The sequence below is a fragment of the Rhizobium sp. NFR03 genome (assembly GCF_900111275.1).
Lineage (GTDB): Bacteria > Pseudomonadota > Alphaproteobacteria > Rhizobiales > Rhizobiaceae > Ferranicluibacter.
This window is the reverse complement of record NZ_FOGR01000004.1, coordinates 361062-387869: the sequence shown is the minus strand read 5'-3', so window position 1 is coordinate 387869 and position 26808 is coordinate 361062. Positions and strand designations below refer to the sequence as shown.

The following is a 26808-nucleotide window of genomic DNA, read 5'->3' as shown; positions in this document are numbered from 1 at the left end:
CTTCAGCGCCCGTTTCCCTTCAGCGATGGCACCGGACACGATCGGGTCGTCGGTGGGTTGCGAATTGCGAGATCTACACATGACTGTCGTTTCCACCCTTTCGCGCACCGCAGGGCGCCCAAGGTCAAGATCGTCGGCCTGGCGTGGCCTTCTGTACATTGCGCCCGCCATGGCGCTCGTGATCCTGTTCTTTGTCATCCCGGTCATTGTGACGGCATGGATGAGCCTGCATAACTGGCCGCTGATGGGTGCTCAGCGCTGGATCGGCATCAACAACTACGTCCGCATGATCCATGATGCACGGTTCCTGTCGGCGCTCCGCTTCACGGCGCTCTACACGATCATCGCCACCATCGCGATCTTCGCCGTCGCCTTTCCCCTCGCGCTGTTTGTCGAAAAGCAGCGACGTTTCGTCGGCGCCTATCGCACGGTCATCTTTCTGCCTGTGGTCGTGGGGCTTGCCACCGCATCCCTTCTGTGGGTTTGGCTTGCCAATGTGGACAGCGGCTTCATAGGGCCTCTTCTCATAGCACTCGGGATTACCGAGCGCAGTCCCAATCTGCTTGCCAGCTTCGACAGCGCATTTCTAACCATCATTGTGATGGTTGTCTGGAAGATCGCCGGCTTTACCATGATCATCCTGCTCACAGGCCTGCAGGCGATACCGGCCGATATCGTCGAGGCCGCGCGCATCGACGGCGCCAAGCGCTGGCAGAGGTTTCGCTACCTGACACTGCCATTGATGCGCCGCACGATCGCACTCGCGCTGATCATCTCGGTCACGGGTTCGATTCTGGCCTTCGACCAGTTCTACATCATGACAGCTGGCGGGCCGCAGAACCGGATGATCTCCGTCGTCTACTACATCTTCAACCAGTCTTTCGTGTCCTTCAATCTCGGCTACGGCGCATCGCTCTCGATCGTGCTTCTCGCCATTCTGGTTGCCATCAGCATCGTGCAGCTCTGGCTGCTGAAGGTCGGAGACGAAAAGGCATGACCATGACGCAGACAGCACGTGCCCAGACCCCGGTCATGACAGGGTCCATAGCGACGACTGCGGCAAACGAGGCCGCGAAGGCCGCCCGTGCCCGCCGCAAACGCAATGGTGCGATGGCCTACCACACGGTTGGCGCTGCCATCGTCCTCTTCTTCCTTGCACCCTTCGCCATTGCATTTCTTGCGTCGTTCCGAAGTGGCACCGAAGGCATGACCCCGCCGCTACCGCCGTGGCCGACGACCGGCTTTAGCCTCGACTCCTACCGATCGCTCGATACGTTCGGTGCAGGCGTCTGGCAGCATACGCTCAATTCGCTCGTCGTATCACTTGCCACGGTCGTCCTCACTGTCGCGATCAGCCTGCTCGCGGGCTACGGATTCTCACGCTACCGCTTCCCGCTGAAGAACACGCTCTTCGTGCTCATCATCGCGACGCTGATGATCCCGTTTCAGTCGATCCTCACGCCGCTGTTCATCATTCTGGCAAAGCTCGGGCTCAACAATTCGCTCTTCGGACTGGTGCTGGTCTACGTCACGTTGCAGCTGCCCTTCTCCGTGTTCATGATGCGCAACGCCTTTGACGCCGTCCCGAAGGAGATCGAGGAAGCGGCCCGTATCGACGGAGCGCGGGACCTCAAGCTGCTCGTGCGGGTGCTTCTGCCGCTCGTTCTGCCCGGAGCGGCCACCGTTGCGATCTTTGCCTTCCTCAATGCCTGGAACGAGTTTCTGGCAGCCCTCGTGCTTCTCTCCAGCAACGACAACTACACCATGCCCGTTCTCATGATGGCCGTACGCGCCGGCCGGCTCGGCGCTATCAACTGGGGCGCGGTTCAGGCCGGGGTCGTCGTCATGACGATCCCCTGCCTCATCATCTTCCTTCTTCTTCAACGCTACTACATGCGCGGCCTCATGGCCGGCGCCGTCAAGTGATGCCCACTCATTACGAAAGTGAATCCCATGGATAGCAAAGCTCACGCCCAGAACCAAAATTACAAACAGAGCCGCAAGGATCGCAAGTTCCGGCCGCTGCCCGTTCCGAGCGTCACGCTCGGCGGCCTCTTTGGCGAGCGGCAGGATGCCATCTGCGCGACGACCGCAAAGACCCTGCTAGACCGCTGCGTAGAGGCCGGCATGCTGACGGCCATCGACGTCAGCATGCCGAGCCCGGGGGTGGTGCTGCCAATCCAGCCGTGGGATGGCTCCACTCAGATGTTCTGGGACAGCGATTTCGGCAAGTCGATCGAGACGGTTGCCTATTCGCTCTTCCGTTCGCCCAACCCCGAGCTTGAGGCACGTGTCGATCAAATTGCCGATCTCTACGAGAAGCTGCAGGACGAAGATGGCTACGTGAACGCCTGGTTCCAGCGCGTTCAGCCTGGCCGCCGCTGGACCAACCTGCGGGACTTCCACGAACTCTACTGTGCCGGTCACCTGATCGAAGGCGCGGTTGCCTACTATCAGGCAACGGGCAAGCGCAAGCTTCTCGACGTCATGGCACGCTTCGCGGACTATATGATCGAGGTCTTCGGTCATGGCGAAGGCAAGATCCCCGGCTATGACGGCCATGAGGAAATCGAGCTGGCCCTCGTCCGGCTGGCGCGCGCGACCGGCGAGCAGAAATATCTCGACCTGTCGAAATATTTCATCGACGAACGCGGCAGGGAGCCGCACTTCTTCATCGATGAGGCCAAGCGGGACGGTCGCGAGAACAAGAAATTCGTCTTTCACAGCTTCGAATACAACCAGGCGCACCAGCCGGTGCGGGAGCAGACAAAGGTCGTCGGCCACGCCGTACGGGCCATGTACCTGTATTCCGGCATGGCCGACATCGCGACGGAATATAGCGACGACAGCCTGACGGCCGCGCTCGAAACGCTCTGGAGCGATCTCGTCACCAAACAGATGTACGTCACCGGTGGCATTGGCCCGTCGGCAGCAAACGAAGGCTTCACCGACTATTACGACATGCCGAACGAGAGCGCCTATAACGAGACGTGCGCCTCGGTCGGCCTCGTCTTCTGGGCTGCGCGCATGCTCGGTCGCGGTCCCGATCGCCGTTATGCAGACATCATGGAGCAGGCGCTCTACAACGGAGCAATGGTGGGGCTCTCGCTCGATGGAACGCGGTTCTTCTACGACAATCCGCTTGAGAGCACCGGCAAGCACCATCGCTGGACCTGGCACCCGTGCCCGTGCTGCCCGCCGAACATCGCCCGGCTGCTCGCCTCGATCGGCTCCTATATGTATGCCGTCTCGGACGACGAGATCGCGGTGCATCTTTATGGAGAAGGCAAGGCGCGGTTCGAGATGGAAGGCGAAGAGGTCACGCTTTTTCAGGAAACACACTACCCTTGGAACGGCGCTATCCGTTTCGACGTCGGGCTTGTAAAGCCTGCCCGCTTCACGCTGTCACTGCGCATTCCTGCCTGGTGCAAGGGCGCCATGCTGTCGGTCAACGGCATGCCGGTCGATCTCGATCAGGTGGTGGTCGATGGTTATGCGCGGATCGAACGGGAATGGTCTGATAAGGATGAGGTCGCTCTCGACCTGCCCCTCGCAGCGCGGCTTCTACGGGCCAACCCGCTGATCCGCCAAGATGCCGGACGAGTTGCGCTTGTTCGCGGGCCACTCGTTTACTGCACGGAAGAAACGGACAATGGCACCGGCCTGCAGAGGCTGAAGATCACCGGGAAACCAGCATCGGTGACCGAATGCGCGATACCCGGTCTGGACCGCGCCATCGCGCTGGAGATCGCAGCGGAGCGTGACGAGGCGGATTGGGGCGAAACGCTCTACCGCGAAGCGCCACCGCAGGCAACGAAGGTGACGGCGCGCTTCGTTCCCTACCATCTCTGGGACAATCGAGACCCCGGCGAAATGCTCGTTTGGATGCGAGATGGTCAAGGAGATGAGGCATGAGCCGTGCAGCAGCCATCGAAACCCCGTTGGAGCACGGACGGCGTGAAGATACCGGAGGCGTGCAACTCTCAGGCATCCGCAAGTCTTTCGGCAGTCTCGACATCATCCACGGGATCGACCTGTCGATCCCGGAGGGCGCCTTCACAGTCTTCGTCGGCCCGTCCGGTTGCGGCAAATCCACCCTGCTGCGTATGATCGCAGGGCTCGAAGAGGTCACGGACGGGCTGATCGCCATCAAGGGACGCGACGTGACGGATCTCGATCCTTCGGATCGCGGCATCGCCATGGTCTTCCAGTCCTACGCCCTCTACCCGCATATGAGCGTCCGCGACAATCTCGCCTTCGGCCTGAAGATGGCCAATACGCCAAAGGAAGAAATTGAGCGACGCGTTGCTGCGGCCTCTGCCATCCTGAAGACCGACCATCTCCTCGACCGCCGGCCCGGGCAGCTGTCGGGAGGCCAGCGCCAGCGCGTTGCCATTGGCCGCGCCATCGTCCGCAAGCCGGACGTCTTCCTGTTCGACGAACCGCTGTCGAACCTCGACGCGGAGCTTCGCGTTTCCATGCGCATCGAGATTGCCCGGCTCCACCGCGAGCTGGGCAACACGATGATCTACGTGACGCACGACCAGACGGAAGCAATGACACTTGCGGATGGGATCGTGGTCCTGCGCGACGGGCGGATCGAACAGGTCGGCAGTCCGCGCGAGATTTACGAGAACCCAGCCAACAGCTTTGTGGCCGGCTTCATTGGCTCGCCCCGCATGAACCTGCTGAAAGCAAAGCGCGTGGGGCGGCAGAGCCTTACACTGGCCGGTGCCATGATCGAGGCGCCGTTTCCCACTGATATCGACGACGCCGAAGAGGAGATCACCCTTGGCATACGCCCGGAGCATCTGACGGTTGGCCACGAAACCCTGGCTGGGCGTTCGCTGGCCGCAACGGTGGATTTTTCAGAATATCTCGGAGGTACGCAGTACCTTTATTGCCAGCTTGCCGATGGTCAGGCGGTAACGGTCGAATACCGGTCTTCTGTTCCGGTCAGGTCCGCCGATCCAATCGTCCTGTCATGGTCGCCACAGATGACACATATGTTCAACGGTGATGGCATGCGGATCAAGCCAACACACTGATAGCGCGGAAGGCATGGGTTTCGCCGAGTGATCGCGTACGGTTGTCATTAGCCACGCGATGACCTGTGCCCGTTGCGTGCGGACAAGCTCGCTATGGTTGGTGACGGCAACGACGCATCTGTCCATCGAGGGCCGGAGAGTGCGGGTTGCAGCCGGTCACTCGTCGAGTGACATTGGCTTCTCCCCGCCAGGCGGCAACCCAAAGAGTTTTCTGACCATATTCAGGAAGGCGCCGTACGGCCGCCCGAGAACCAGCATCAACACAGCCGCACCCAGGACCCCGTGTACCAAGCCTTCACCCCTTGCGCCGCTGTAGGCGATAATGGCCGCGTAGATGGGGACCTGGAAGCTCACCAGCGCGAAGCTGTCCCACAACAGTCTGGAGGCTCGCCGCCGGCTTGCACGCTTCATCAGCCGGTCTCTCCACAGACCATAGGGTCTTGCAACGGGAACCATGAGGGCGGCCCCCAGAAGGCGCGCGTCGAACACCTGATCCCACGTCATGCCGGCGATGAAGCGCTCGTTCAGAATGCCTGTCGTCGTGAAAAAGAGGATCAGCGCAACGGTGTCAGCGACGAAAGCCTTGCTGAACATCAGTTCGCCTCACCAAAGAGTGGCGGATCACCGCAGAAGCCCGTCGCGTCCAAAGGCTTCCCAGTCATCCAGTTTCGCGGCTGCCTCATTCGGCTGCTCTGTCGGGGACACCGCAATGCTTTGGCCCTTCCTCAACGAGCGTGTGAGTTTTGCCTTGTAAGCCGCGCGCCGCCGATTTTCAGCGGCTGCGGCAACGTCGTCTTCCCGCCATTCATCGATCACGCCGCTGTTCAGGAGATCTTCGACGAGCCTCGGGTCGAAGACATGAAAGGTGATCTTCTTGGCGCGTCCTGCCAGCCGCACGGTTCTTGTTCCCGCACTCTGAAGTCGGCCGTCTGCGAGCCAGCGATGTCGCTCGCCGGGCTTGATCGTCAGGATGTCCTGGATCTCGCGCGGGATCACCGGAAGGCTTTCGATGTCTGTCATCGCGGCGGAGACAATTCCCGCTGCGGCATTGAACTCGGTCTTTGCGGTGGCTGGCATGGCCAGGACGAGTTCCCCGGCCTCGAGAACAAGCAGTTTCTTCGATGATGCAGGCAGCCGCGCCCGCATTTCCAGAAGAATGCCTTTTGCGCGCACCGATGAACCGAGCGTCGCCGCTGATGGCAACGTCCAGGTCCGCAGGAGTTCGACGTCATCTTTCTCAAGCTTGGCCATGCGCGTGAGATGGTTCTCCGATCCGGCCAAGTCAACGCGGTGCGAGCGGGTTACGTATCGAACCGCGCTGTTATCGGCGGTTCCGAAAGCTCGAGCGTTGAAAGTTCGGCGCGATCGACTCCAAAAGCGTCGTCTGACGCGTTTCTGACGGAAAGTTTATCTCTCACAAGGATCGGTTCGAGGCTCGGCATCACCATCTTCATGGCAATTCGAAGCCGCTTCCGGCAAGGTCATAGGCCGGGACAGCAAGTCACAGAGGAGAATGTCATGAGCGTCGCGCTCGGGCCATATGTGCAGATGGTCAAACTCGCCCAGCAGATGGCGTTGATGTATCATGCAGACGGAAACCTCGATCTCGGCTCGCTGGTGTCGCATTACGTCGAAGAGGTTGAGGTGAACGTGCGGTCTGACGCGTTCGATCATCTCGGTTTCATCGAGAGGATCCGAGACGAACTGTCAAGCGAAGCGGGCTTGGCCGGCAACAGCAGACGGGGTGAATACCTCGAAGCTGTGGTCACAGCGCTTCACGGATGCGCGGGGTCGTTACCGAATGCTCCCAGCAGCGCAATGTTTGGCGCAGAAAGGACAATGTGATCGTCTAGCCGACGGGGAGCCTCGGTGCCATTGCCGCATTCCGCGCCATCGTATCTGCCAATTCGTTGCCTGAATTGCCGTCATGTCCGCGGCACCATTCAATGCGGATACCAGGGCAGGCGGAGAGTTGGCGATCAAGCTCCTGCCATAGTGCGGCATCCTGGATCACCCGTCTGCGCTTCTTCGGATTTGCCTCGATACGGCGCCAACCGTTGTTTCGCCAGATCGCTCTGGAGAGCTGACATCCCTTCACGGTCTGGCTCGAGTCCGTCCAGATCGTAGCGGGCGTATCGGCATATTCGATCGCGATCCACAGCGCTGCTTCCAGCACAGCCTTCAGCTCGAAGGTGTTGTTCGACAGGCCGGCATCAACCCCGTGCGCGCGATACATCTCCTGGCCGTTCTGGAAAGCCACGAACGCCCACCCGCCTGTCGAGGATTTGGGGCGGAAGGAGCCGTCCACGTAAACGTCCACCACGTGCGTATTCAAGAGGCCTCCATCCGCACGGCGTTTGAACCCTGCTTGCTTTCCGATCAATACCGGTTCTACCCTCACTCTGTCTTCGATATTCCCCGCGGTCAAAGATGTGATCCGGCCTGAAACTCAGTTCAGAGCGAATTCCTGTTTTCGATTGGCCCAACCACAGACGCGCTGTTCGATAACGGCGAAGACGGCGTAAAGGGCGATCCCGAGGATCGCGAGCGCGAACAGCCCTGCAAAGGCAAGTGGCACGTCGAAGCTCGATGTCGCCATCATCATGACGGTCCCGATACCCCGGTTGGCGGCGACCGTTTCCGAAAGGACGGTCCCGACAAAGGCTAGCGTGATGGCAACCTTCAGAGAAGCGAAGAAGTAGGGCATGGCCCGGGGCAACCCGACGTTCCACAGGACCTGGAGGCGGCTTGCGCCAAGTGCTTTCAGGACATCCTCCATCTCCGGCTCGGTCGTCGCCAATCCTGTGGCAACGTTGACGACAATCGGGAAAATGCAGGTCGTCAGGGCCGTCAGAACGGCTGGAACCGTCCCTGACCCAAACCAGAGCACAAAGATAGGGACCACAGCCACCTTGGGGATCGATGAAAATCCGACCAGAAGCGGATAGGCAACGTTGTAGGCTGTTCGCGAGATGCCGACGAAGGCGCCGAGCGCTAGCCCGATGACGGTACCCAGCAGGAAACCGATCATCGTTGTCACCAGCGTCTGGACGATGTGGGGCCACAGCGCAGGCATCTGTACGAAAAGCGTCGAAAAGATTGCGCTCGGTCGCGGCAGCACGATCGGACTGATCTCAAAGACAACACAGGCAACCTCCCAGATCGCAAACAGTGCGACGATGAAACCGGCCGCCTTCAGATTTTCCTGTGATTTTCTGGAGATCCTCATTGCGTTGTCTCCATGTTCCGGCGCGCCGCAAATATCATGCGCCGCAGGTCGTTGGTCAGGTCGGTAAATTCGGCTTGGAACGTCGTTTCGAGCGTGCGTGGCCGTGCGAAGTTCACATGCCGGTCGTCAGTAACGCGGCCGGGGCGGGCGCTCATGACCAGAATCCGGCTCGCAAGAAATGCCGCCTCTCTCAGGTCGTGAGTGACCAGGAAAACGGTTGGTTTTGTCTCGATCCAGAGATCCTGCAGCACGGACCAAAGTTCCTCGCGGGTAAACTGATCGAGCGCACCGAACGGCTCGTCCAGCATCAGCAGTTGGGGCGAGTGAATGAGGGCACGGCAGAGATTGGCACGTTGCAGCATGCCGCCGGAGAGCTCCCAGGGCCGGCGATCGCCAAAACCGGTGAGGCCGACCTTGGCGAGAAGCGCGTCTGCGCGGTCGCGGAAGATCGTGTTCTTGTCTCGCCGGAACGTATCGGCATAGGGTTTCACGATCTTGAGCGGCAGCATGATATTCTGCCGGATCGTCAGCCAGGGCAGCATGGTCGGGTTCTGGAACGCCATGCCGATGCCGACCTGCTCGGCGCCGACCTCCCGTCCTGCCACGAACACCACGCCTTCGGTCGGTCGAAGCAGGCCGGCGACCAGTTTCAGGATCGTCGATTTGCCGCAGCCGGATGGACCGACCATTGCCACGAAGTCGCCCGGGTGAACCACAAGATCGGTGCGGTCCAGCGCCAGGAACGCATCGTCTCCCTGACCGAACCGGACCTGCACGTTTTCAAGCTGCACAATTCTCTTTGTCGGAGGTGTCGAAAGCGGGTTCGGATCGGTCACGCCGATGTCCCTCCGCGCAGTGAGCGCTCGAAGGCCGCGATGGCGGCCTTGGCGATCTCGAGGTCCTGTTCGCCCGTGCCGGAACCGACGCCGATACCGCCGACGATATGACCGTCGGCGATCAGCGGCAGGCCTCCGAGGAGGTTGGTCATCCGGCCGGATGTCGCTTCCGCAAGCAGAAGTGCCTTGTCGGCGGCAATGCCACCGGTGGGCTGTCCGGTCGTCGCGGCCGTCATCGCCTTGCGGGTCGCGCTTTCGATGGACAGAACGCGCGATCCATCCATCCGCACGAAGGACAGGAGGTTGCAGCCCTCGTCGACGACAGCGATGCATTGCGGAACGCCCATTGCCTCAGCGGCATCGATCGCGGCGTCGAGCAAAAGCATGGCGCCGCGATGCGTCAGTTTAAACGCCGGGCGAACAAGGGTCATGCAAACACCTCCTTGAGATCGGTCACGAGCATGGCGCCCGGCGCATGGCTGATGAAAAAGGGTATTTTCGCGTTCTTCAACGCTTGCAGGGCCGTCAGGCCGCAGGGCCAGAAGACAGCGGTCTCGTCCTCGCCGGGCAGAACGACATCTCCCCAATCGGCATGGTCGAGATCCGCGATCCCAAGCGCGGCCGGATCGCCCAGATGGAGAGGCGCTCCATGACTGAGCGGCATGTCAGCCGTTATGGAGATCACACCCTCAACATCGTCCCTGTGAAAGGGACGCATGGAAACGATCAGCGGTCCGTGAAAAGGTCCGGTGGAGTGGGCGAGAAGGTGCGTACGGTAAAGCCCGCCCTGAAGACCGAGTTCGCGGTGGCGCATGCGGATGCCCGCTTTTGCGAGCGCTCCCTCCGCGCCGAGCCAACATCCCACGGCAAAGACGACGAAGTCGTCCCGCCACAGATCGACGATGTCTGCTGCCGATCTCTCGACGCCCTGCTCATGTACGAGAAACGACGGAACATCCGTTCGAATATCGATGTCGCGTCCGAGGGCCGGCATGGCGTACGAGCCTTCCTCGCCTCTGCCAAGTATCGGGCACGCAACCGGGTTGGCATGACAGAATGCCAGAAAGTCCCGGGCGAAGGACTGAGGCACGATGTAGACATTCGCCTGCACGAAACCCGGAGCGAGACCGACGGTGAAACCCGCATATCCGCAGCGGGCCGCCGCACGGACGTCCGATCCGGTCTCAAGCGATCTCTCGTTAGACATGGCGGACATAGCCTCCGTCGACCCGGAGAACGGATCCTGTGACATAGGATGCAAGACCGCTACAAAGGAAGGTGGCTGCCGCAGCGATTTCTTCCGGCTCGGCGTAGCGACCCATCGGGATTTGCGCGAAGGATCGCTGTCTTACCGTCTCGACCGGGATGTTTTCCCGCTCGGCCGTGGCGTCGTCGGTCAAGGTGACGCGTTCGGTTGCGACCCGGCCCGGCATCAGGATATTGACCGTTACGCCATCCTTGGCCACCTCAGGTGCAAGCGATTTCGACCAGGCGATCAGCCCCGCCCGCAATGTGTTGGATATGCCGAGGACAGGGATGGGCTGTATCGCGCCGGTACTGACGACGGTCACCACGCGGCCCCAGCCTTTGGCGCGCATCGCGGGCAGGAACAGGTCTGTCAGCCCGATGACAGACAGCGACATGCTGCGAAAGCTTTCCTCCCAATCCTGAAGGTCGCGGCCTGTAGCGCTGCCATAAGGCGGACCGCCGGTGTTGTTGACGAGAATGTCGATATCGCCGACCTTTGCCGCAAAGGTTGCAAGCGACGCGGTGTCGGAAAGATCGACCGCGACCGTATGCGCCGCACCGATCTCTCTTGCCGCATCGGCAAGCGCTTTTTCGTCGCGTGCGGCGATCGTGACCGACGCGCCTTCGACGGCAAGTGTTTTGGCAATCGCAAGCCCCATGCCGCGGTTGCCGCCCAGAACCAGCGCGCGTTTCCCCGCGATCTTCAGATCCATGCTTTGATCTCCCTCGTCTTCCAGGCAGAAGATGTCTCCTGTGTGAGGAAGCGGCCGCGACCCGGCGCAGCCTTCAGTTCGTTTTTGAAAATAATGATCTCGCCGCGGCTGATCACCGTTTCCGGCCAGCCCTGCACCTCCAGTCCTTCGAACGGGGTGTAATCGACATTGTGATGCAGCATGCCGTTGGTGATGGTGACGCGCCGCTCCGGGTCCCAGAGCGCCAGGTCGGCGTCGGCACCGACAGCAATCGTTCCCTTGCGTGGATGAAGCCCATAGAGCCTGGCATTGTTTGTCGATGTCAGCGCCACGAAGCGTTGCAGGTCGATCCGGCCCTTGACGACGCCTTCGCTGAACAGGATGGGCAGCCTCGTTTCGAGGCCGGGAATGCCGTTTGCTACAGCGCGAAACGACGGGGCAGGGCCGGCCTTCAGTTTTCCATCCGAATCGAAACGGTAGGGTGCGTGATCGGAATTGAAGATATCGATCGTGCCGTCCTCGATGCCCCGCCAGAGTGCCGCTTGCGCCTGCGTATCCCTTGGCGGAGGGCTGCACATCGCCTTGGCGCCCAGCATATCGGGCATGTCGAGGTCGGCTTCGGTCAACAACAGATATTGCGGGCAGGTCTCGGCGATCACCACATGGCCGCGGGCACGGGCGCGGCGGATTTCGTCCAGCGGGTCGCCTCCTGACACATGCACGATGACCAGCGGCACGCCCGCGATCTCGGCAAGTGTCATCGCGCGATGCGTCGCTTCGCGCTCCACAGGCAGAGGCCTGGAACGCGAATGACCGAGCGGCTTCGTGCGACCGTCCTGTTCCAGCCGCTCGGCCAACCAGCCGATGATCTCGTGGTTTTCCGCGTGAATGAGCATCACGGCTTTTTCCCGACGCGCTGTCTCGAAGACATCGAGGATCTGCCGATCGCTGAGGACCATCGCGTCATAGGTCATGTAGACCTTGATGCTGGTATGGCCGCGGCGAATGAGAGCGGGCAGTTCCTGACCAAGAACGGCAGGTGAGGGATCGCTGACGATCAGATGGAACGCGTAGTCGATCACCGACTGGCCATCGGCCCGACTGTGATAGTCGGCAACGGCTGCGGTCAGGGACTGGCCACGATGCTGCACGCAAAAGGGCACGATGGTCGTCGTGCCGCCGAAGGCGGCACTGATACTTCCGGATCGGAACCCGTCTGCCATCGCAGCCCCCTTGGACGCAAGTCCTGGCGCCTGAGGCTGGTCGAGATGGCAATGTGCATCGATGCCGCCGGGCATGACCAGCAGCCCGGACGCATCGATGACATCTTCCCCGCCGGAAATATGATCCGCAATCGTTACGATGCGACCGCTTCGAATGCCAAGATCGGCTTTCGTTACATCGGACGCTGTGACGATCGTTCCGCCGCGGATCACCAGATCGAAGCTCATGCCGGCAATTTCCGCAGGTCGGCGGAGGGCAGGAGCGAGGCGTCGAACAGGTCTTCGGCCTTCGGCACGGACGGCAGCCCGAAACCCTCGGCCACGGCAACCATCGACTTTGACAGGCGCGAGGCGTCTATTCCGCCGAGCCCATTCTTCATGGTTTCCTCGGTGGTAAACTGGTTCTTCACCAGCCAGCGCAGCTTTTCTTCTTCCAGCGCCGCGTTGATCAGCGGAGAATGATCCTTGAGAGCAGCGATGGCGGCTTTGGGGTCCGCTATGGCCGCTTGATAACCGCGTGCGCTCGCGGCGATGAAGGCTTTGGCTGCCTCGGGGTTGGTGGTGCGAAACTTCTTCGACAGAACGATTGCGTTGCCGTAGAGGTCGAGACCTGCATCGGCGTAGTAGAGGAACTTGATGTCGGCGGGTGCGATACCGGCTTTGACCAGCCCGAAATACATGGTGGAATCAAAGCCGAGGATGGCGTCCGCGCTGCCGCCGGCAAGTACCGCCTCCCGAAGTTGCAGACCTACCATGTTCCACTCGATGGTCGCCGGATCGATCGATGTCGTCTTGGCGTAGGTCGAAAACAGCCGATAGGCGCCATCCGGTGCCGCCGCGCCGACGGTTTTGCCAGTCAGGTCCGAAGGCTTGGCGATGCCGGATTTCGAGAGCGTCGCAACGCAAAGCGGGCTCTTGAAATAGAGCATGTAGACAGCCCTGATCTCAGCGGTCGGGTTCTTGGAATTGAATTCGGCCACGTTGTTGATGTCGACGGTGCCCCCGTCATACACACCCGATCCCGTGCGAGACGCAGCCTCACCAGAGCCGCCGCCGGCATCGAACTGGCATTCCAGCCCGGCTTCCTTATACCAGCCATTCTTCTCGGCCAGGAGGAAGGGGGAGTTTGATCCGTCGAAGGGTGCGGAGAATGAGAACTTGACCGGCGTCGCGGCAAAGCTCCGTCCCGCTCTCAGAACGAATGGCGCGGCCAGCCCGATTTGAAGGATGGTCCGACGGGTGGAGGTGAAACTGTGCATGTCATTCCCCTGTTTGATATTGCCTGCGGAGGGTATTGCAAGGGACGTGCCAGTCTGCGAACGTGAACGAAAACAACGTCGCGAACATCATTGCGCACAATTTGCAGCAACAAAGATCGCCAAAGAGAATAACAATGAAGCAGAACAAACGCTTGGTGGGCGTTATGAACGACCGCAATCGGCCCAGAGTTGACGATGCCGATGAAGCGTATGCGCACCTGTTTGCCGCGATTGTCGATCAACGGCTTCCGCCCGGGACGAAGCTGACGGAACTCGCGTTAATGGAAGCGTTTGGGGTTGGCAGACGGACTGTCGCGACAGCTCTACAAAGGTTGACCTGGGAAAAGCTCGTCGTGTTCTTCCCCAAGCGTGGAGCGTTCGTGGCGGCACCGGATGCCGTCGAGGCGGTCGAGGTCTTTGCCGCCCGCGTGGCCATCGAGGCCGGAACGACCGAAGCCGTGGCGCGGGCTGCCGACCCCGCAGCCATCGCCAGACTTCGCGACAATATCGAGCAGGAGGACAGGCTGAGACAGCAGGGCTACATACGCGAAGCGATCCATCTCTCGGGTGGTTTCCATGTGCTCATGGCTGAACTCTCGGGAAACCGGATCCTGGCCGAGCAGGTTCGGCTGCTGGTCGCCCGGACCAGCCTTATCGTACATCTGTTCGACAATCAGGCAGGGCTTGCGGGATGGCATGATCATCATGACGACCTTGTTGAGCATTGTGCTTCCGGCGAGGTCGAAAAAGCCGTCTTGCTCATGCGCGAACACATCATCGAAATCCGGGACGGGCTGGCACTCGATCGCCGACGCCCCGTGGCCTTCGATATGTTTGGTGTGTTCGGGACGCAGAGAAACTGACTGTTCTCGCGCTTCTCTCAGCGCCGGGCGGATCGTTGCTGCCGACCACCGGTTGACGGATTGTTCCCGGGCGGTCGTGTTGGCAGAATTGCCGAGACTGCGGTCAAAAGCAGCGATAGTCCTTGGCCAGTCTGTGGATATGATCTGCCCCGATCCCGCAGCAACCGCCGATAATGCTGGCGCCCGATGCTGCCCAACGTTTGGCCCATTCGCCATAGGCCGTGGGGTCAAGATCTTCACGGACCTCGGTGAGAGTGGCGTTGGCCTCCTCGTCGCCCTGTTGCGAAGGAAAAGCATTGGCATAGACGCCGACGCGGATATCGACATCCAGGTCTGCGAAGGTCGAGCGTGCGGTCTCGATTGCTGCCTCCATGACCTCGGGCATGCTGCAGTTGAACAGCATTGCCTGTGCACCGACGGATGCCGCCAGTTCCGCTGCAGCCTTCACGGTTTCGTTGGAGCGCAGAAGCGGTTCGGGCATATCGGAAACGGGGATATCGTCGCGGAGCGTGAAGGACAGCCAGAGCGGCTTGCCCGACGCCTGTGTCGCCGCATGTGCAGCCCGGGCTTCGGCAAGGCTGCTCTGCGTTTCGGCGAGCCAGAGGTCCACCGATGGCGCCATGCCATCCACCAGCACGTCGAGGTAACGGCCGGCAAGCTCGGGATCAAAGCGATCCGGCTGGTAGGAGCCGAAAACCGGAGGAAGTGAGCCTGCAACGAGGATCTTGCGATCACGGCTCGCGTCTGCAGCATCGCGTGCAAGACGGCCGGCGCGGGCAGCCAGCATGGCGCCGTCAGCCTCGAAACGGGCATCCCCGATATGGAAGGGGACCACGGCATAGCTGTTGGTGGTGATGACATCGGCGCCGGCGGCAATATAGTTGTCGTGGACCGTGCGCACGTATTCCGGCGCTTCCATCAGCGCGAGCGCCGACCATTCCGGCTGCCGGAACGGCGCGCCGATGCGCTCGAGTTCGCGGCCCGTGCCGCCGTCCAGAACCAGACCCTGCTTCGTCATGCCGTCATTCCTTTATTCTCATTTTTGTTCGGGCTCATTGCGGTTCAGGCGTCTGGAATCGCGTTCGTCCCTCGATGGCCTCGTCCAGCCAGCCGAGGCGCATTTCAGGAACCGATGCGATCAGCCTTTCCGTGTATGGATCGAACGGCGGTGCGAGCACATCGGCCTTCCGACCGCTGCGCACGACCGCGCCACCCAGCATCACAACGACACTGTCCGCGATGGATCGCACGATTGCGAGATCGTGCGTTATGAAGAGATAGGAGGTTCCCACCTCCCTTTGCAAGCGCATCAGCAGGTCGAGAATACCGTCAGCCACCAGCGGATCGAGCGCCGATGTCGGCTCGTCGCAGATGATCAGCTTCGGGTCGGCCGCCAGCGCGCGGGCGATGCAGATCCGCTGCTTCTGGCCACCGGAAAGCTCGGCGGGGTATCGATCCGCAAGGGTCGCCGGCAGTTCGATCTGATCCAGCAACAGTGACACGCGCTGTCGGAGAGCGGCCCCCTTCAGCCCGAAGTAGAAGGCGAGGGGCCGCGACAGGATCGCATCAACCGTCTGACGCGGATTGAGCGCGAGATCGGGAATCTGGTTGACGATCTGGATGTTGCGACGGGTGTCCGCGTCGCGGGCGGCGAGGTCCGGGGCGAGCGCTTTGCCGTCGAACACCAACTGGCCGGACCAAGCGGGCAACAGCCCCGTCAACACGCGTGCAAGCGTTGATTTTCCGGATCCGGACTCTCCGACCACGGCCAGCGTTTCCCCGCGGATGACGTCGAGACTGACGTCTTGAAGGACCGAGGCGCCCTTGTTGTAACCCGCCGTAATGCCTGTAACGCGAAGAAGGGTTTCGTCACCGCCCGCCTGCACGGTCTTCTCCGCCCGGCGAAGGGACACAAGGCGCTTCGTATAGCTTTCCTGCGGAGCCTGGAAAATCCGCTCGACAGGCCCGCGCTCGACCATCCGGCCATTGCGCAAGACGAGGATCTCGTCGGCAACCTGCGCAACGACGGCGAGGTCGTGCGAAATGTAGAGGGCGGCGGTGCCGGTCTGGGAAATCGCATGCTTGATGGCCGCGAGAACGCCGATCTGGGTCGTTACGTCGAGCGCCGTCGTCGGCTCGTCGAAGACGATCAGTTCCGGTTTCGGGCAAAGGGCCATGGCGGTCATGGCACGTTGCAGCTGCCCGCCGGAAGCCTGATGCGGATAACGATCACCGAACCGGGCCGGGTCCGGCAGCCCGAGCAAGGCAAACAGCGAGATGGCACGTTCGACCGCCTCGGCACGCGGCATGAGCCTGTGCCAGAGCGTGGCTTCGATGACCTGATCGATCAGCCGATGCGCGGGGTTGAATGCCGCCGCTGCCGATTGCGCCACATATGTCACGGAGGCACCCGGCAGGTGGAGAGAATCCCGCTGCATTGGCTTCAGGATATCGCGGCCATTCAGTTCGGCCCGGCCACCCGTGATCCGCAGACCTTGGCGAACATGGCCGAGAGATGCCAGTCCGATGGTGGACTTGCCCGCGCCGGACTCACCGATCAGTCCGAGCACGCGCCCCTTCTCCAGCGCAAACGACACCGTGTGGACGATCGTCTCCGCGCCGGCCTTGATTTCAAGGTCTGTCACGTTCAGCAGGAGTTCAGCCATTGCGGCGCGTCCCCTTCAGGCTGGTCGTCTTCTGGAGCATCCAGTCGACGACGAGATTGATGCAGATCACGAGCACGGCGATGGCGGCGCCGGGAATGAGCGCGGCAAACACGCCAAACAGCAGGCCGTCCTTGTTTTCCTTCACGAGGCTGCCCCAGTCGGCGATCGGCGGCTGGACACCGAGACCGAGGAACGACAGCGTCGACAGGAACAGGATCGCAAACGCGAAGCGGAGGCCGAGCTCCGCCAAAAGTGGGGAAAGCGCATTGGGAAGGATTTCGCGCAGGATCACCCAGCGCCAGCTCTCGCCGCGCAGCAGCGCGACCTCGACATAGTCCAGCACGACGAGATCCGCCGCGATGGCGCGGCTGACGCGAAACACCCGCGTTGACTCGAGCGTTGCCATGACGAGAACCAGCACCACCATGGTCTTCGGCAGCACAGCGAGCACGACGAGGGCAAAGATCAGCGTTGGTATCGCCATCATGAGATCGTTCAGGCGCGAAAGAAGCTGATCGATCCACCCGCCGCGAACGGCGGCATAAAATCCGAGGAAAATGCCGAGAAGAAAGGCAAGAGCGGTCGACAGCGCGGCGATGGTAAAGGTGACCCGCGCGCCCCAGACGAGACGGGAGAAGAGATCGCGTCCGATATTATCGGTGCCGAGCAGCGCATCGGCCGAAGGCGGGTCCCAGACGCCGCCCACGACAGCGGAGACGGGGTGCGGCGCGAGCCACGGCGCGAAGGCTGCGAGCAGGACGAAGGCCGCAGCGCCGAAAAGACCGATCAGCGCCAGTGGCGTCAGGGGCGGCAGGCGGTTCATCGCGGATGCCTCAGGCGGGGATTTGCGATGACGGAAATCATGTCCGCAACGATGTTGAGAACGATGTAGATCGCCGCGAACACAAGGCCCGCCGCCTGCACCACCGGTACGTCGCGCTTGGCGACATGATCGACGAGGTACTGCCCCATGCCGGGATAGACGAAGATCACCTCGACCACGACGACGCCCACGACGAGATAGGCAATATTGAGCGCGACGACGTTGACGATCGGCGACACCGCATTGGGCAGCGCATGCTTCCAGACAATGCGTGACCGGGGCAACCCCTTGAGAAGCGCTGTCTCGATGTAGGGCGATGCCATGACGTTAAGGAGCGCTACGCGCGTCATCCGCATCATATGGCCGACCACGGCAAGAACCAGCGTCAGGCAGGGGAGAAGCATGACGACAAGCCGCTGCCCGAGGGACATGCTGTCCGAAACGGCTGCGCTGCTCGGCAGCCAGAAATGCGTCACCGAGAAGTAGGCGATCAACAGGTAGCCCGCGAAGAACTCCGGAAGGGAAACGGCGGCGAGCGTCACGAGGCCGATCGTGCGATCGATCCAGCTTCCCGCGTGAAGAGCGGACAGAATGCCGAGTCCGATCGACAGGGGCACGGCGATCACGGCCGCCATCGCCGCAAGCAGCAGCGTATTCTTGAGCCGTGGGGCAATGCTCTTCGCTATGTCCTGCCGGTTGCTGTAGCTGCGGCCGAAGTCCCCCGTGACGGCTCCGCCCAGCCACTTGACGTAACGAACGGCCGCCGGCTGCTCAAGACCCAGTTCCTGCCGAATGCTCGCAACAGCCTCCGGCGTTGCCTGCTGTCCCAGCATGGCACTTGCGACATCCCCGGGCAGGATCTGCGTGCCCGCAAAGATGACGAGCGATACCGCCCAGAGCAGCACAAGACCGAGCGCAAGCCGCCTTGCGAGCATCGCCCAGAGGCTGAGACCCGCAGCCTTTGGTGCCGCAAGGACGGACATGACCTTGATGTCTGTTTCGGTTCCGTCAGCCAAGGAGGGGGGGCCTGTTTCCATGTTGCAAGAATTGAGGCATTGCCGCTAACCCGATCCGGTGCGCGACGCAATGAGGGATGGTCGTTTTGACCGTGACGCCACCCGGCCATGCTCCGGGTGGACGCCTCGGCATCGGCTTGCGCTCAGGCGTTGAGCCAGACACGCTCGGCAATGCGATAGCCGCTAAGGTCGCCACCGCCGGGGACCGGCACGTAACCGCCGATCTTGTCGGAGGCGGCTGCGATGTTATCGACGAAGAGGGGGATCAGCTCGCCACCCTCATCGACCAGTTTCACCTGCAGATCGTGGTAGATCTGCTTGCGCTTCGTCTCATCCAGTTCGACGCGGGCAGCCGCCAGCAGCTTGTCGAAGGCTTCGTCCTTCCATGCCGTCTCGTTCCAGGGCGCGTCGGACTGGAGGATCAGCGACAGCATGGCATCGGCCGTCGGCCGAACGGACCAGTTGGAGGCGACGAACGGCTTCTTAAGCCAGACCTCGTCCCAATAACCGTCGGAGGGTACGCGCTCGACATCGATGGTGATACCGGACTTCGCCGCCGAGGCCTGGAACAGCTGGGCCGCATCGACCGAACCCGGAAAGCCGTTATCGGACACGCTCAGCTGGATGCCACCGGGCGAACCGGCCTTCTTGAAGTGGAAGGCGGCCTTGTCGGCATCGTAAGGGCGTTGGGGAATGTCCTTGGCGAAATAGGGGTTCCAGGACGCGATCGGGTTGTCGTTGCCAATGGCACCGGTGCCGACCAGAAGGCTCTTTTGCAGTTCCTCGCGATCGATCGCGTATTTAAGCGCGAGCCGGAGATCGACATTGTCGTAAGGCGCCGTGTCCACCCGCATGGGGAAGCAGAACATCGTGTTCTCTTGCGAGCGCAGGATCTGCACGCCGGGGCGTGCGCTCAGGCGGCTCAACGCGCGGGGCTCGACACGGTTGATGATGTGCACCTGCCCGCTGAGCAGCGCGGCCATGCGCGCCGTCGCATCGCTCATCGCGATCGTCTCGACCGAATCGACATAGGCGCGGTCGGAGGCCCAGTAGTTCGGGTTGCGCTTGGTCAGCGCGCGAACGCCGGGCTGGAAGTCTTCGAGAACGAAAGCGCCGGTGCCGACGCCCTTGTCGAAATCGCCGCCATCCGGGCCGATGCCCATGTGATAATCCACCAGAGCCGCCGGGAAATCGGCGTTGCCGGCGCTCAGCGTTACCGTCACCTCATGCGTATCTGTCGCCTTGATGTCGGTCACGGCCAGAAGCTGGCCCTTGCCGCCGGAATTGCTCTTTTCGCCGCGGTGGTGATTGAGCGAGTAGACGACGTCCTGCGCCACGAGCTCCTTGCCGTTGTGGAACTGGATGCCCTTCTTCAGCTTGAACACCCAGGTGCTGGCATCCGGCGCAGTCGCTTCCCAGCTTTCGGCCAGAGCGCCGATCAGCTTGCCATCAGGTCCAAGCTCCAGCACCGTGTTGAAGAGCTGGAACCCGACGGTGTACATATAGGCCTCCGTATAGAAGGCCGGGTCGAGACGGTCGGAACTCGACGCGGTATCGAGACCGAGAACGAGGTGCCCGCCCTTGACCGGCGCGGGCTGCTGGGCACGTGCTGCACCGGGCAGCAAAAGCCCGCCAGCCGACAACGTTGCGGACAACAGTCCAGCATTTTGTAGGAGACGGCGACGCGTTGGCTGCAGGAAGCTGGAAGGTGTCGTATGGTCCGGCATCGGTCATCCGTTCTGGCAAAAGCGTTTTGTGATCGAGAGCTGAAAGCTCCGGCATCTCACGGTCATTAGAGGTTTCTCTCGGTACGATCCCGCAATATCGTTCTAAAACTTGCCCTTTAGAAGAGAAGAAAATGCAGATTGCCGTGTTTCGCACCGAAGAAGCGCGTTCAGGACAGCAGTTTCGCCGCTGTCAGCGATAGCGCTACCACGCCATTGACGATGCAGCCTTCGTCGGGCTGGTAGTCCGAATTGTGAAGCTGATCGTTCCGGCCATCCTGTGCTGCGCCCACGCCGAGTTGGAAAGCGGGTATCCTTGCGCCGACAAGTGCAAAGTCTTCCGCGCCCAGACTGGAAGCCCGCCCGCGAACGACATCGCCGAAATGATCGCGGATTGCCGACATCGTCACCTTCAGGAGCCGGTCGTCGGACACCAGAGAGGGGACCCCGCGCACGAAGTTGATAGCGCAGCGCACCCGCATCGATGCTTCCAGACCCGCGCAGATACGGCGGATGGCGGCCTCGATGACATCGCGGGATACCGGATCCTGGCAGCGCACGGTTCCCATGATGGTGACGCTGTCGGGAATGATGTTGTGGGTATGACCGCCGTGGATGGAGCCGATTGTCAGAACGGCCGGCTGCATGGGGTCGATCTCGCGGGAGACGATGGTCTGCATCTGCGTGATCAGCTGCGCGGTCGCAACGACCGGGTCGATCGCCAGATGCGGACGGGCGGCATGGCCGGATGCGGCGTAAAGCGTGATATCGAACTCATCGGAGGAGCCGTTCGCGATGCCTTCCACGAAGCTGAACGTGCCCACCGGCTCGTCTGGATGATTGTGGAAGCCAAGCGCGAAGTCCACATCGTCGAGGACACAATCGGCGATCATCGCCGCGGCACCGCTCTCCTGCGTTTCCTCGGCCGGCTGGAACATCAGCTTGATATTTCCACGAAGCTGCGGCGCGATTTCCTTCAGGACAGCGCCGACCCCGATCAGCGTCGCCGTATGAAGATCGTGGCCACAGGCATGCATCCGGCCGTCGATCACGCTCGCGAAAGGTAAGCCTGTCTGCTCCCGGATCGGCAGAGCATCCATGTCGGCACGGATGAGAAGGGTTGGACCCGGCGCGCCCCCTTCGATGAAACCGACCACACCGGTTCGCCCGACGCCGGTCACATGCGGGATGTCGAGCCGCGACAGTTCCCGCGCCACCACACCTGCCGTTCTCTCGACGTCGAAGCCGACTTCGGGATGCATGTGCAGATCGCGCCGGATGGCGACAAGTTGAGGCTCATGATCGCGCGAACGGGTGTCGATGAAGCTGTTCAGATCGTTCAGAAGCATCTCGTTTTCGAGCTTTCATTCTTAAGGCCGAAGTGGCGAATGCGGCAGATATATAGAACTTGGCCTTAACATCCATCGTCCGTGCCGTGATCTTGCGAAAGCCCGTCGCATTGGTGAGGCGAGTTCGGTCGCCGCACTCAAGTTGCCAGGCTGTAATCGAAATCGCAGAGTTCGATACCGAGCTGGGCGAGAGCCTCATCGACATGTCGCATGAGCGCTTGCAGGTTCTGGCCATCCTGAGGATAAACACTGACCCCCGAACGTTTTAAGAACTGGTCGCCAGCTTCGTGGCTCAGTTGATCATTGACCGGCTTGAACCCGTCGAGGTCGATCAGGATGACCGCCATCGCCAACGGATTGTCACTTGACCTTGACGGGACCTCGCTTTGCCTCCGCGGGCACGCACTACGCCGACGGCATCATCGCCCAACCGGAGGGCTTGATCTGCTTCCTCAATCTGGAGTGCATGTTGGAGAAGGTGGCAAGACTTCAGTCGGCGGCGGCATGATGAAGTGTGGGATCGAATCAGGGCAGGGTTAATGGGGAGATTATCGAATTTCCCGAGCGATTTGCGCATGGTGCTCTCTTGCGAAAACACATGACGGCGATGCGTTCCTCATGTTGCTCAAGCCGTTGAACGAGCGATAAACTTCCCCTTCAGGGCTCTCCTTTCCCTAGGCACTCTGCCAAGGATCATTTCTACGATGACGGCGACCATCTCGGCTGCCGGCTGTTCGTAGGTCGTGAGGTCGTAGGCTGGGGACGCCGAGAGCGGCGTGTTGTCAAAGCCGGCAATCGCAATGTCCTGAGGTAGACGAAGGTTTAGGACGCTTCGGACGTAGTCGATAGCGCCGAATGCCAAGGCATCGTTTTCGCACATCAGAAGGTCTGGCCAACCTTTGCGTGGGGTTGCTTCGAAGGCGTGCCTCACAGCGGCAAACCCCTCGTCTGAACCATAAGAGGCAGCGAAGAGATCTTGCACGGGATCCGCGCCTTGCGCCTCCCAGAAGTCTTGGAAAGTGCGTCGCCGGCCCAAGGCCGTCGAGACTGTCCGCGCACCTGAAAGGAAAGCAGGTCGCCGATATCCCTTCGCATGAAAGTGCTCGCACATTTCCTGCATTGCCAATGCCGAGTTGCACGTTACCGCTGGGACGTTGGGAATCTGGCTGTCTCGGGCGAGAACATAAAGCGGTGCGCCACCCTTCAGGCGGTCATCTGCCAGCATTTCCGGACGGAACGCCGTGCCAAACAGAATGACGGCATCGACCTGCCGCTGACCCGCTTCCAGCAAAGCCTGCACGTGGTCGAAATGTTCGTTGATATTGATCAGAACAGCTAGCATGCCTTCCGATTGAAGCTTGCCTGTCAAGAGCTCGAGAACGGGCAGCTTGTGGGGATTTTTGAAGTCGTCGACGAGGATAGCGATCTGGTGCGTTAAGTTCGTTGCCAGACTGCGGGCTAGAAGGTTCGGGCGATAGTTGACCTGTTCAGCAGCTCCCAAGACCTTTACCCGGCTTTTCTCCGAGATCGAAGCGCCTGGTGTGAACGCGCGGATCACGGTCCACTTCGAGACGCCGGCTGCTCTTGCTACATCTTCCGCTGTTGCCCGTTTCGCCATATCGGCCTCACCTCCTGCGCATCATACGGAATGAATATTCCATTTCGTATCCAAATAGAATTATTGAGTTGACATGTTAGCCGTAAACAATATGAATTGCAGCATTGCTACCGGTAGCACGCTGCCGTTGACGATGTGAGCGACCAGGGGAGGTCCGGGTCGCGGGTGAGGAACGACGCTGGCTGTGCCGCGTCAATGGGAGGAATGAACATGACATCGCTTATGAAGAAGCTCGCGCTCGGCGTTTCGGTCGTTGCAGCCGTTGCCGGTGCAGGAACCATGGCCAGCGCCAAGGACATCAAGATTATCGCCGTAACCCACGGTCAGGCCAACGACCCCTTCTGGTCGGTGGTCAAGAACGGTGTGACCGCAGGCGCCAAGGATGCTGGCATCGAGGTGGATTACCGCGCGCCTGAAACGTTCGATATGGTGGCGATGAGCCAGCTGATCGACGCCGCTGTCAATCAGAAGCCGGACGGGCTGATCGTTTCGATCCCTGACGAGTCCGCACTCGGTCCGTCGATCCAGAAGGCCGTTGCCGCGGGCATTCCCGTTATCTCCATCAATGCGGGATCCGACGTTTCCAAGAAACTCGGCGCACTGCTGCATGTCGGTCAGGACGAATATGGTGCCGGCAAGGCTGCCGGCGAGAAGCTGAACCAGATGGGCGGCAAGACCGGTATCTGCATCAACCAGGAAGTCGGCAACGTCTCGCTCGACCTGCGTTGCAAGGGCTTCTCGGATGGCTTCGGCGGCAGCGTCACCGTCCTGCCCGTATCGAACGACCCGGCGGAAGTGGCAGCAAAGGTCAAGGCGGCACTGAGCTCCAACGACGCGATCGATACCATCATGGCGCTCGGCGCCAGCACGGCCGGCGAGCCGGCTCTGTCTGCCGTCAAGGATGCCGGCAAGACCGGCAAGATCAATGTTGCCACGTTCGACCTCTCCGCTGACTTCCTGAAGGCCGTCGCCGCGGGCGAAGCCGCCTTTGCGATCGACCAGCAGCAGTTCCTGCAGGGTTACCTTCCCACGGTCTTTCTGGCAAACAATGCGAAGTACGGTCTCATTCCCGGCGGCAACGTTCCCTCGGGTCCGAACCTGATCACGAAGGAAAAGGCAGAGCAGGTCGTCGAACTTTCGGCACAGGGCATCCGCTGATCGAACTCCGCTAGCACGTTCCGGCAGCTCCCGCTCGATGGTGAGCTGCCGGCCGTCCTCTGCCCATCTTTTGCCCACCCTTAGCCTTGTCCTGCATGGCTGTGGCCTAGACGCCCCGGGAGGAACCATGACCGAAAACACCACTATTCCAGCTACATCGGTGAAAGCCGACGAACGCATCAAGAAGGTCAGCCTGCTGACGAGCCTGATGCGGCGTCCCGAACTCGGCGCCGTCGCGGGCCTGCTGATGGTGATCATCTTCTTCTTCTTCACCGCAGACGCGTCCATGTTCTCCCTCGCGGGCATGATGACCGTCCTTGCGCCGGCCTCGCAGCTTGGCATTCTCGCCATCGCAGCCTCGCTTCTCATGATCGGCGGCGAATTCGACCTTTCGATCGGCTCCATGGTCGCGTTTGCAGGCCTGATCTTCGGCGGCCTGCTGGTCAACTTCGCCCAGCCACTCTGGATCGCCATTCTGTTCACGCTGCTGTTTGCAGCCGTTCTCGGCGCCGTCAACGGTCAGATCGTCATCCGGACGCGTCTGCCATCCTTCATCGTGACGCTCGCTTTCCTGTTTATTCTCCGGGGCCTCACCCTCGTCGGGCTGAAATGGGCGACTGGCGGCTCGACGCAGCTTCGCGGCATCGGCCAGGCTGTCGGCGATGCGTCCATCGCCAAGCTCTTCTCCGGTCTCGCGTTCCAGAATTTCTTCGCCTGGCTTGCCGAGAACAACCTGATCGACAAGTTCGACAACGGCGTTCCCAAGGTTGCGGGGGTTCCCGTCTCGGTGGTCTGGTTCGTCGCCCTTGCCGGCATCGCCACATGGGTTCTGCTGCGGACACGCGTCGGCAACTGGATCTTCGCTGTTGGCGGCGATCCGAATGCAGCCCGGAATTCCGGTGTGCCCGTCGATCGCGTCAAGACCGGCCTCTTCGCCCTCACGGCCTGCGCCGCTGCTCTTGTCGCCATCATCACCGTGCTGGATGCCGGCTCTACGGATGCCCGTCGCGGTTTTCAGAAGGAATTCGAGGCCATCATTGCGGCCGTCATCGGCGGAAGCCTTCTGACTGGCGGTTACGGTTCGGCCATCGGCGCATTCTTCGGTGCCATCATCTTCGGCCTTGTCTCCATCGGCCTCACCTACACCAAGTTCGACTCCGACTGGTTCCAGGTCTTCCTCGGCTCGATGCTGCTGCTTGCCGTCCTCTTCAACAATTTCATCCGCCGCAAGGTTACAGGGGAGCGTTGATCATGGCTGACGCAACAAACGGATCGGCAGCGCCGATCATCGAAGCCCGGGAGATCGTCAAGCATTACGGCTCGGTCATCGCCCTGTCCGGCATCTCGATGAAGGTTCTGGAAGGCGAAGTCCTCTGCCTTCTCGGAGACAATGGCGCAGGTAAATCCACGCTCATCAAGACGCTCTCGGGTGTCGTCAAGCCTTCGGGCGGCGAACTGCTGGTGAATGGAAAGCCTGTCGCCTTTTCGAGCCCGCGTGACGCGCTGGATGCGGGTATCGCGACCGTCTACCAGGACCTCGCAATGATCCCGCTGATGTCGGTCACGCGCAATTTCTTCATGGGCCGCGAGCCGCGCAAGGGCATTCCGCCCTTCCGCTACATCGACTTCAAGCATTGCGATGCCGTGACGCGCGAGGAGATGCAAAAGATCGGGATCGACGTTCGCGACCCCAATCAGGCCGTGGGAACCTTGTCCGGTGGCGAGCGGCAGTGCGTCGCCATCGCAAGGGCCGTCTACTTCGGCGCCAAGGTGCTCATCCTTGACGAACCGACATCGGCACTCGGCGTCGCGCAGACGTCCATGGTCCTGAAATACATCCATCATGTGCAGCAAAAGGGCCTCGGCGTGATCTTCATCACGCACAATGTGCGCCATGCCTTCGCCGTCGGTAACCGCTTTACGATTCTCAATCGCGGCAAGACGCTGGGGACCTATGCCAAGAGCGAGATCTCGATCGAGGAACTGCAGAACATGATGGCCGGCGGCAAAGAGCTGCAGGCACTGTCGAACGAACTCGGCGGCATGATCTAGACCA

The 26808-nt window shown here is 61.1% G+C and carries 27 protein-coding genes; 9 read left to right on the top strand and 18 right to left on the bottom strand.

All coding sequences use genetic code 11. The features are described from left to right. The first annotated feature begins 79 nt into the window (after positions 1-79). From BSG19_RS14955 to ugpC, 4 genes are all read left to right on the top strand, one after another. Positions 80-997: a carbohydrate ABC transporter permease gene (locus BSG19_RS14955; RefSeq protein WP_092988810.1), complete on the top strand. Its 918-nt coding sequence runs from the start codon at positions 80-82 to the stop codon at positions 995-997. A gap of 113 nt (positions 998-1110) precedes the next feature. Further along, positions 1111-1926 (top strand): carbohydrate ABC transporter permease, encoded by an 816-nt coding sequence (locus BSG19_RS14950; protein ID WP_092989096.1) that lies wholly within the window; start codon positions 1111-1113, stop codon positions 1924-1926. Between the two features lie 27 nt (positions 1927-1953). After that, the gene (locus tag BSG19_RS14945) at positions 1954-3915 is read left to right on the top strand and encodes a glycoside hydrolase family 127 protein (protein WP_092988809.1); all 1962 of its coding nucleotides are present in this window, start codon (positions 1954-1956) and stop codon (positions 3913-3915) included. Continuing rightward, positions 3912-5048: an ABC transporter ATP-binding protein gene (ugpC, locus tag BSG19_RS14940; RefSeq protein ID WP_092988808.1), complete on the top strand. Its 1137-nt coding sequence runs from the start codon at positions 3912-3914 to the stop codon at positions 5046-5048. Before BSG19_RS14945 ends, ugpC begins: the two co-directional genes overlap by 4 nt. Before the next feature lie 156 nt (positions 5049-5204). Here the strand turns inward: ugpC and alaE are convergent, their stop codons facing one another. Both alaE and BSG19_RS14930 read right to left on the bottom strand, forming a co-directional pair. After that, entirely contained in the window at positions 5205-5642 is a 438-nt protein-coding gene (alaE, locus tag BSG19_RS14935; protein ID WP_092988807.1) for an L-alanine exporter AlaE, read from the bottom strand. Between the two features lie 27 nt (positions 5643-5669). After that, positions 5670-6299 (bottom strand): hypothetical protein, encoded by a 630-nt coding sequence (locus tag BSG19_RS14930; RefSeq protein ID WP_092988806.1) that lies wholly within the window; start codon positions 6297-6299, stop codon positions 5670-5672. 267 nt (positions 6300-6566) lie between these two features. On the opposite strand from BSG19_RS14930, the gene BSG19_RS14925 reads away from it, so the two are divergent. Then, positions 6567-6893, top strand: coding sequence for a hypothetical protein (locus BSG19_RS14925; RefSeq protein ID WP_210185394.1), 327 nt, complete (start codon positions 6567-6569; stop codon positions 6891-6893). 4 nt (positions 6894-6897) lie between these two features. Here the strand turns inward: BSG19_RS14925 and BSG19_RS14920 are convergent, their stop codons facing one another. Genes BSG19_RS14920 through BSG19_RS14885 form a run of 8 tightly spaced genes read right to left on the bottom strand, consistent with a single transcriptional unit; the run spans position 6898 to position 13535 of the window. Then, positions 6898-7476 carry a ribonuclease H family protein gene (locus BSG19_RS14920; protein ID WP_244529261.1) on the bottom strand — a complete coding sequence of 193 codons (579 nt, stop codon included), beginning with the start codon at positions 7474-7476 and terminating at the stop codon, positions 6898-6900. A gap of 21 nt (positions 7477-7497) precedes the next feature. After that, entirely contained in the window at positions 7498-8277 is a 780-nt protein-coding gene (locus tag BSG19_RS14915; protein WP_092988805.1) for an ABC transporter permease, read from the bottom strand. Next, positions 8274-9071: an ABC transporter ATP-binding protein gene (locus tag BSG19_RS14910; RefSeq protein WP_244529285.1), complete on the bottom strand. Its 798-nt coding sequence runs from the start codon at positions 9069-9071 to the stop codon at positions 8274-8276. Before BSG19_RS14910 ends, BSG19_RS14915 begins: the two co-directional genes overlap by 4 nt. A gap of 38 nt (positions 9072-9109) precedes the next feature. Continuing rightward, positions 9110-9544, bottom strand: a complete 435-nt coding sequence (locus BSG19_RS14905; RefSeq protein ID WP_092988803.1) for a GlcG/HbpS family heme-binding protein — start codon at positions 9542-9544, stop codon at positions 9110-9112. Then, positions 9541-10320: a D-glutamate cyclase family protein gene (locus BSG19_RS14900; RefSeq protein WP_092989094.1), complete on the bottom strand. Its 780-nt coding sequence runs from the start codon at positions 10318-10320 to the stop codon at positions 9541-9543. Before BSG19_RS14900 ends, BSG19_RS14905 begins: the two co-directional genes overlap by 4 nt. Next, on the bottom strand, positions 10313-11074 hold the full coding sequence (locus tag BSG19_RS14895) for an SDR family oxidoreductase (protein WP_092988802.1): 762 nt from the start codon (positions 11072-11074) through the stop codon (positions 10313-10315). The genes BSG19_RS14900 and BSG19_RS14895 overlap by 8 nt, the downstream gene beginning before the upstream one ends. Next, positions 11065-12504 (bottom strand): dihydropyrimidinase, encoded by a 1440-nt coding sequence (hydA, locus tag BSG19_RS14890; protein WP_092988801.1) that lies wholly within the window; start codon positions 12502-12504, stop codon positions 11065-11067. The genes BSG19_RS14895 and hydA overlap by 10 nt, the downstream gene beginning before the upstream one ends. Further along, positions 12501-13535, bottom strand: a complete 1035-nt coding sequence (locus tag BSG19_RS14885) for an ABC transporter substrate-binding protein (RefSeq protein ID WP_092988800.1) — start codon at positions 13533-13535, stop codon at positions 12501-12503. Before BSG19_RS14885 ends, hydA begins: the two co-directional genes overlap by 4 nt. Before the next feature lie 134 nt (positions 13536-13669). Here BSG19_RS14885 and BSG19_RS14880 point away from each other — a divergent pair, with 134 nt between their 5' ends. Beyond that, the gene (locus tag BSG19_RS14880) at positions 13670-14398 is read left to right on the top strand and encodes a GntR family transcriptional regulator (RefSeq protein WP_092988799.1); all 729 of its coding nucleotides are present in this window, start codon (positions 13670-13672) and stop codon (positions 14396-14398) included. A gap of 103 nt (positions 14399-14501) precedes the next feature. Here BSG19_RS14880 and BSG19_RS14875 read toward each other — a convergent pair whose 3' ends face one another. The 8 genes from BSG19_RS14875 to BSG19_RS14840 form a co-directional block, all read right to left on the bottom strand. Beyond that, the gene (locus BSG19_RS14875) at positions 14502-15416 is read right to left on the bottom strand and encodes a homocysteine S-methyltransferase family protein (RefSeq protein ID WP_092988798.1); all 915 of its coding nucleotides are present in this window, start codon (positions 15414-15416) and stop codon (positions 14502-14504) included. Between the two features lie 34 nt (positions 15417-15450). Further along, entirely contained in the window at positions 15451-17064 is a 1614-nt protein-coding gene (locus BSG19_RS14870) for an ABC transporter ATP-binding protein (protein ID WP_092988797.1), read from the bottom strand. Further along, the gene (locus BSG19_RS14865) at positions 17057-17887 is read right to left on the bottom strand and encodes an ABC transporter permease (RefSeq protein ID WP_092988796.1); all 831 of its coding nucleotides are present in this window, start codon (positions 17885-17887) and stop codon (positions 17057-17059) included. Before BSG19_RS14865 ends, BSG19_RS14870 begins: the two co-directional genes overlap by 8 nt. Next, the gene (locus tag BSG19_RS14860) at positions 17884-18870 is read right to left on the bottom strand and encodes an ABC transporter permease (RefSeq protein ID WP_092989093.1); all 987 of its coding nucleotides are present in this window, start codon (positions 18868-18870) and stop codon (positions 17884-17886) included. The genes BSG19_RS14865 and BSG19_RS14860 overlap by 4 nt, the downstream gene beginning before the upstream one ends. A 176-nt stretch (positions 18871-19046) precedes the next feature. Then, a complete protein-coding gene (locus BSG19_RS14855) occupies positions 19047-20558 on the bottom strand; it encodes an ABC transporter substrate-binding protein (protein ID WP_244529260.1) in 1512 nt (503 codons plus the stop codon). A gap of 239 nt (positions 20559-20797) precedes the next feature. Next, complete coding sequence (locus BSG19_RS14850; RefSeq protein WP_092988794.1) at positions 20798-21976, bottom strand: M20 metallopeptidase family protein; 1179 nt, start codon at positions 21974-21976, stop codon at positions 20798-20800. 137 nt (positions 21977-22113) lie between these two features. Next, a complete protein-coding gene (locus BSG19_RS14845) occupies positions 22114-22329 on the bottom strand; it encodes a diguanylate cyclase domain-containing protein (RefSeq protein ID WP_280142411.1) in 216 nt (71 codons plus the stop codon). A 272-nt stretch (positions 22330-22601) separates the two neighbouring features. Further along, positions 22602-23594 (bottom strand): LacI family DNA-binding transcriptional regulator, encoded by a 993-nt coding sequence (locus BSG19_RS14840; protein ID WP_092988792.1) that lies wholly within the window; start codon positions 23592-23594, stop codon positions 22602-22604. 210 nt (positions 23595-23804) lie between these two features. Here BSG19_RS14840 and BSG19_RS14835 point away from each other — a divergent pair, with 210 nt between their 5' ends. The 3 genes from BSG19_RS14835 to BSG19_RS14825 all read left to right on the top strand — a co-directional run bounded on the left by BSG19_RS14835 (position 23805) and on the right by BSG19_RS14825 (position 26804). Then, on the top strand, positions 23805-24752 hold the full coding sequence (locus tag BSG19_RS14835) for a sugar ABC transporter substrate-binding protein (RefSeq protein WP_092989092.1): 948 nt from the start codon (positions 23805-23807) through the stop codon (positions 24750-24752). Positions 24753-24879: 127 nt separating this feature from the next. Continuing rightward, positions 24880-26001, top strand: coding sequence for an ABC transporter permease (locus BSG19_RS14830; protein WP_092988791.1), 1122 nt, complete (start codon positions 24880-24882; stop codon positions 25999-26001). 2 nt (positions 26002-26003) lie between these two features. Beyond that, the gene (locus BSG19_RS14825) at positions 26004-26804 is read left to right on the top strand and encodes an ATP-binding cassette domain-containing protein (RefSeq protein WP_092988790.1); all 801 of its coding nucleotides are present in this window, start codon (positions 26004-26006) and stop codon (positions 26802-26804) included. Positions 26805-26808 lie beyond the last annotated feature (4 nt).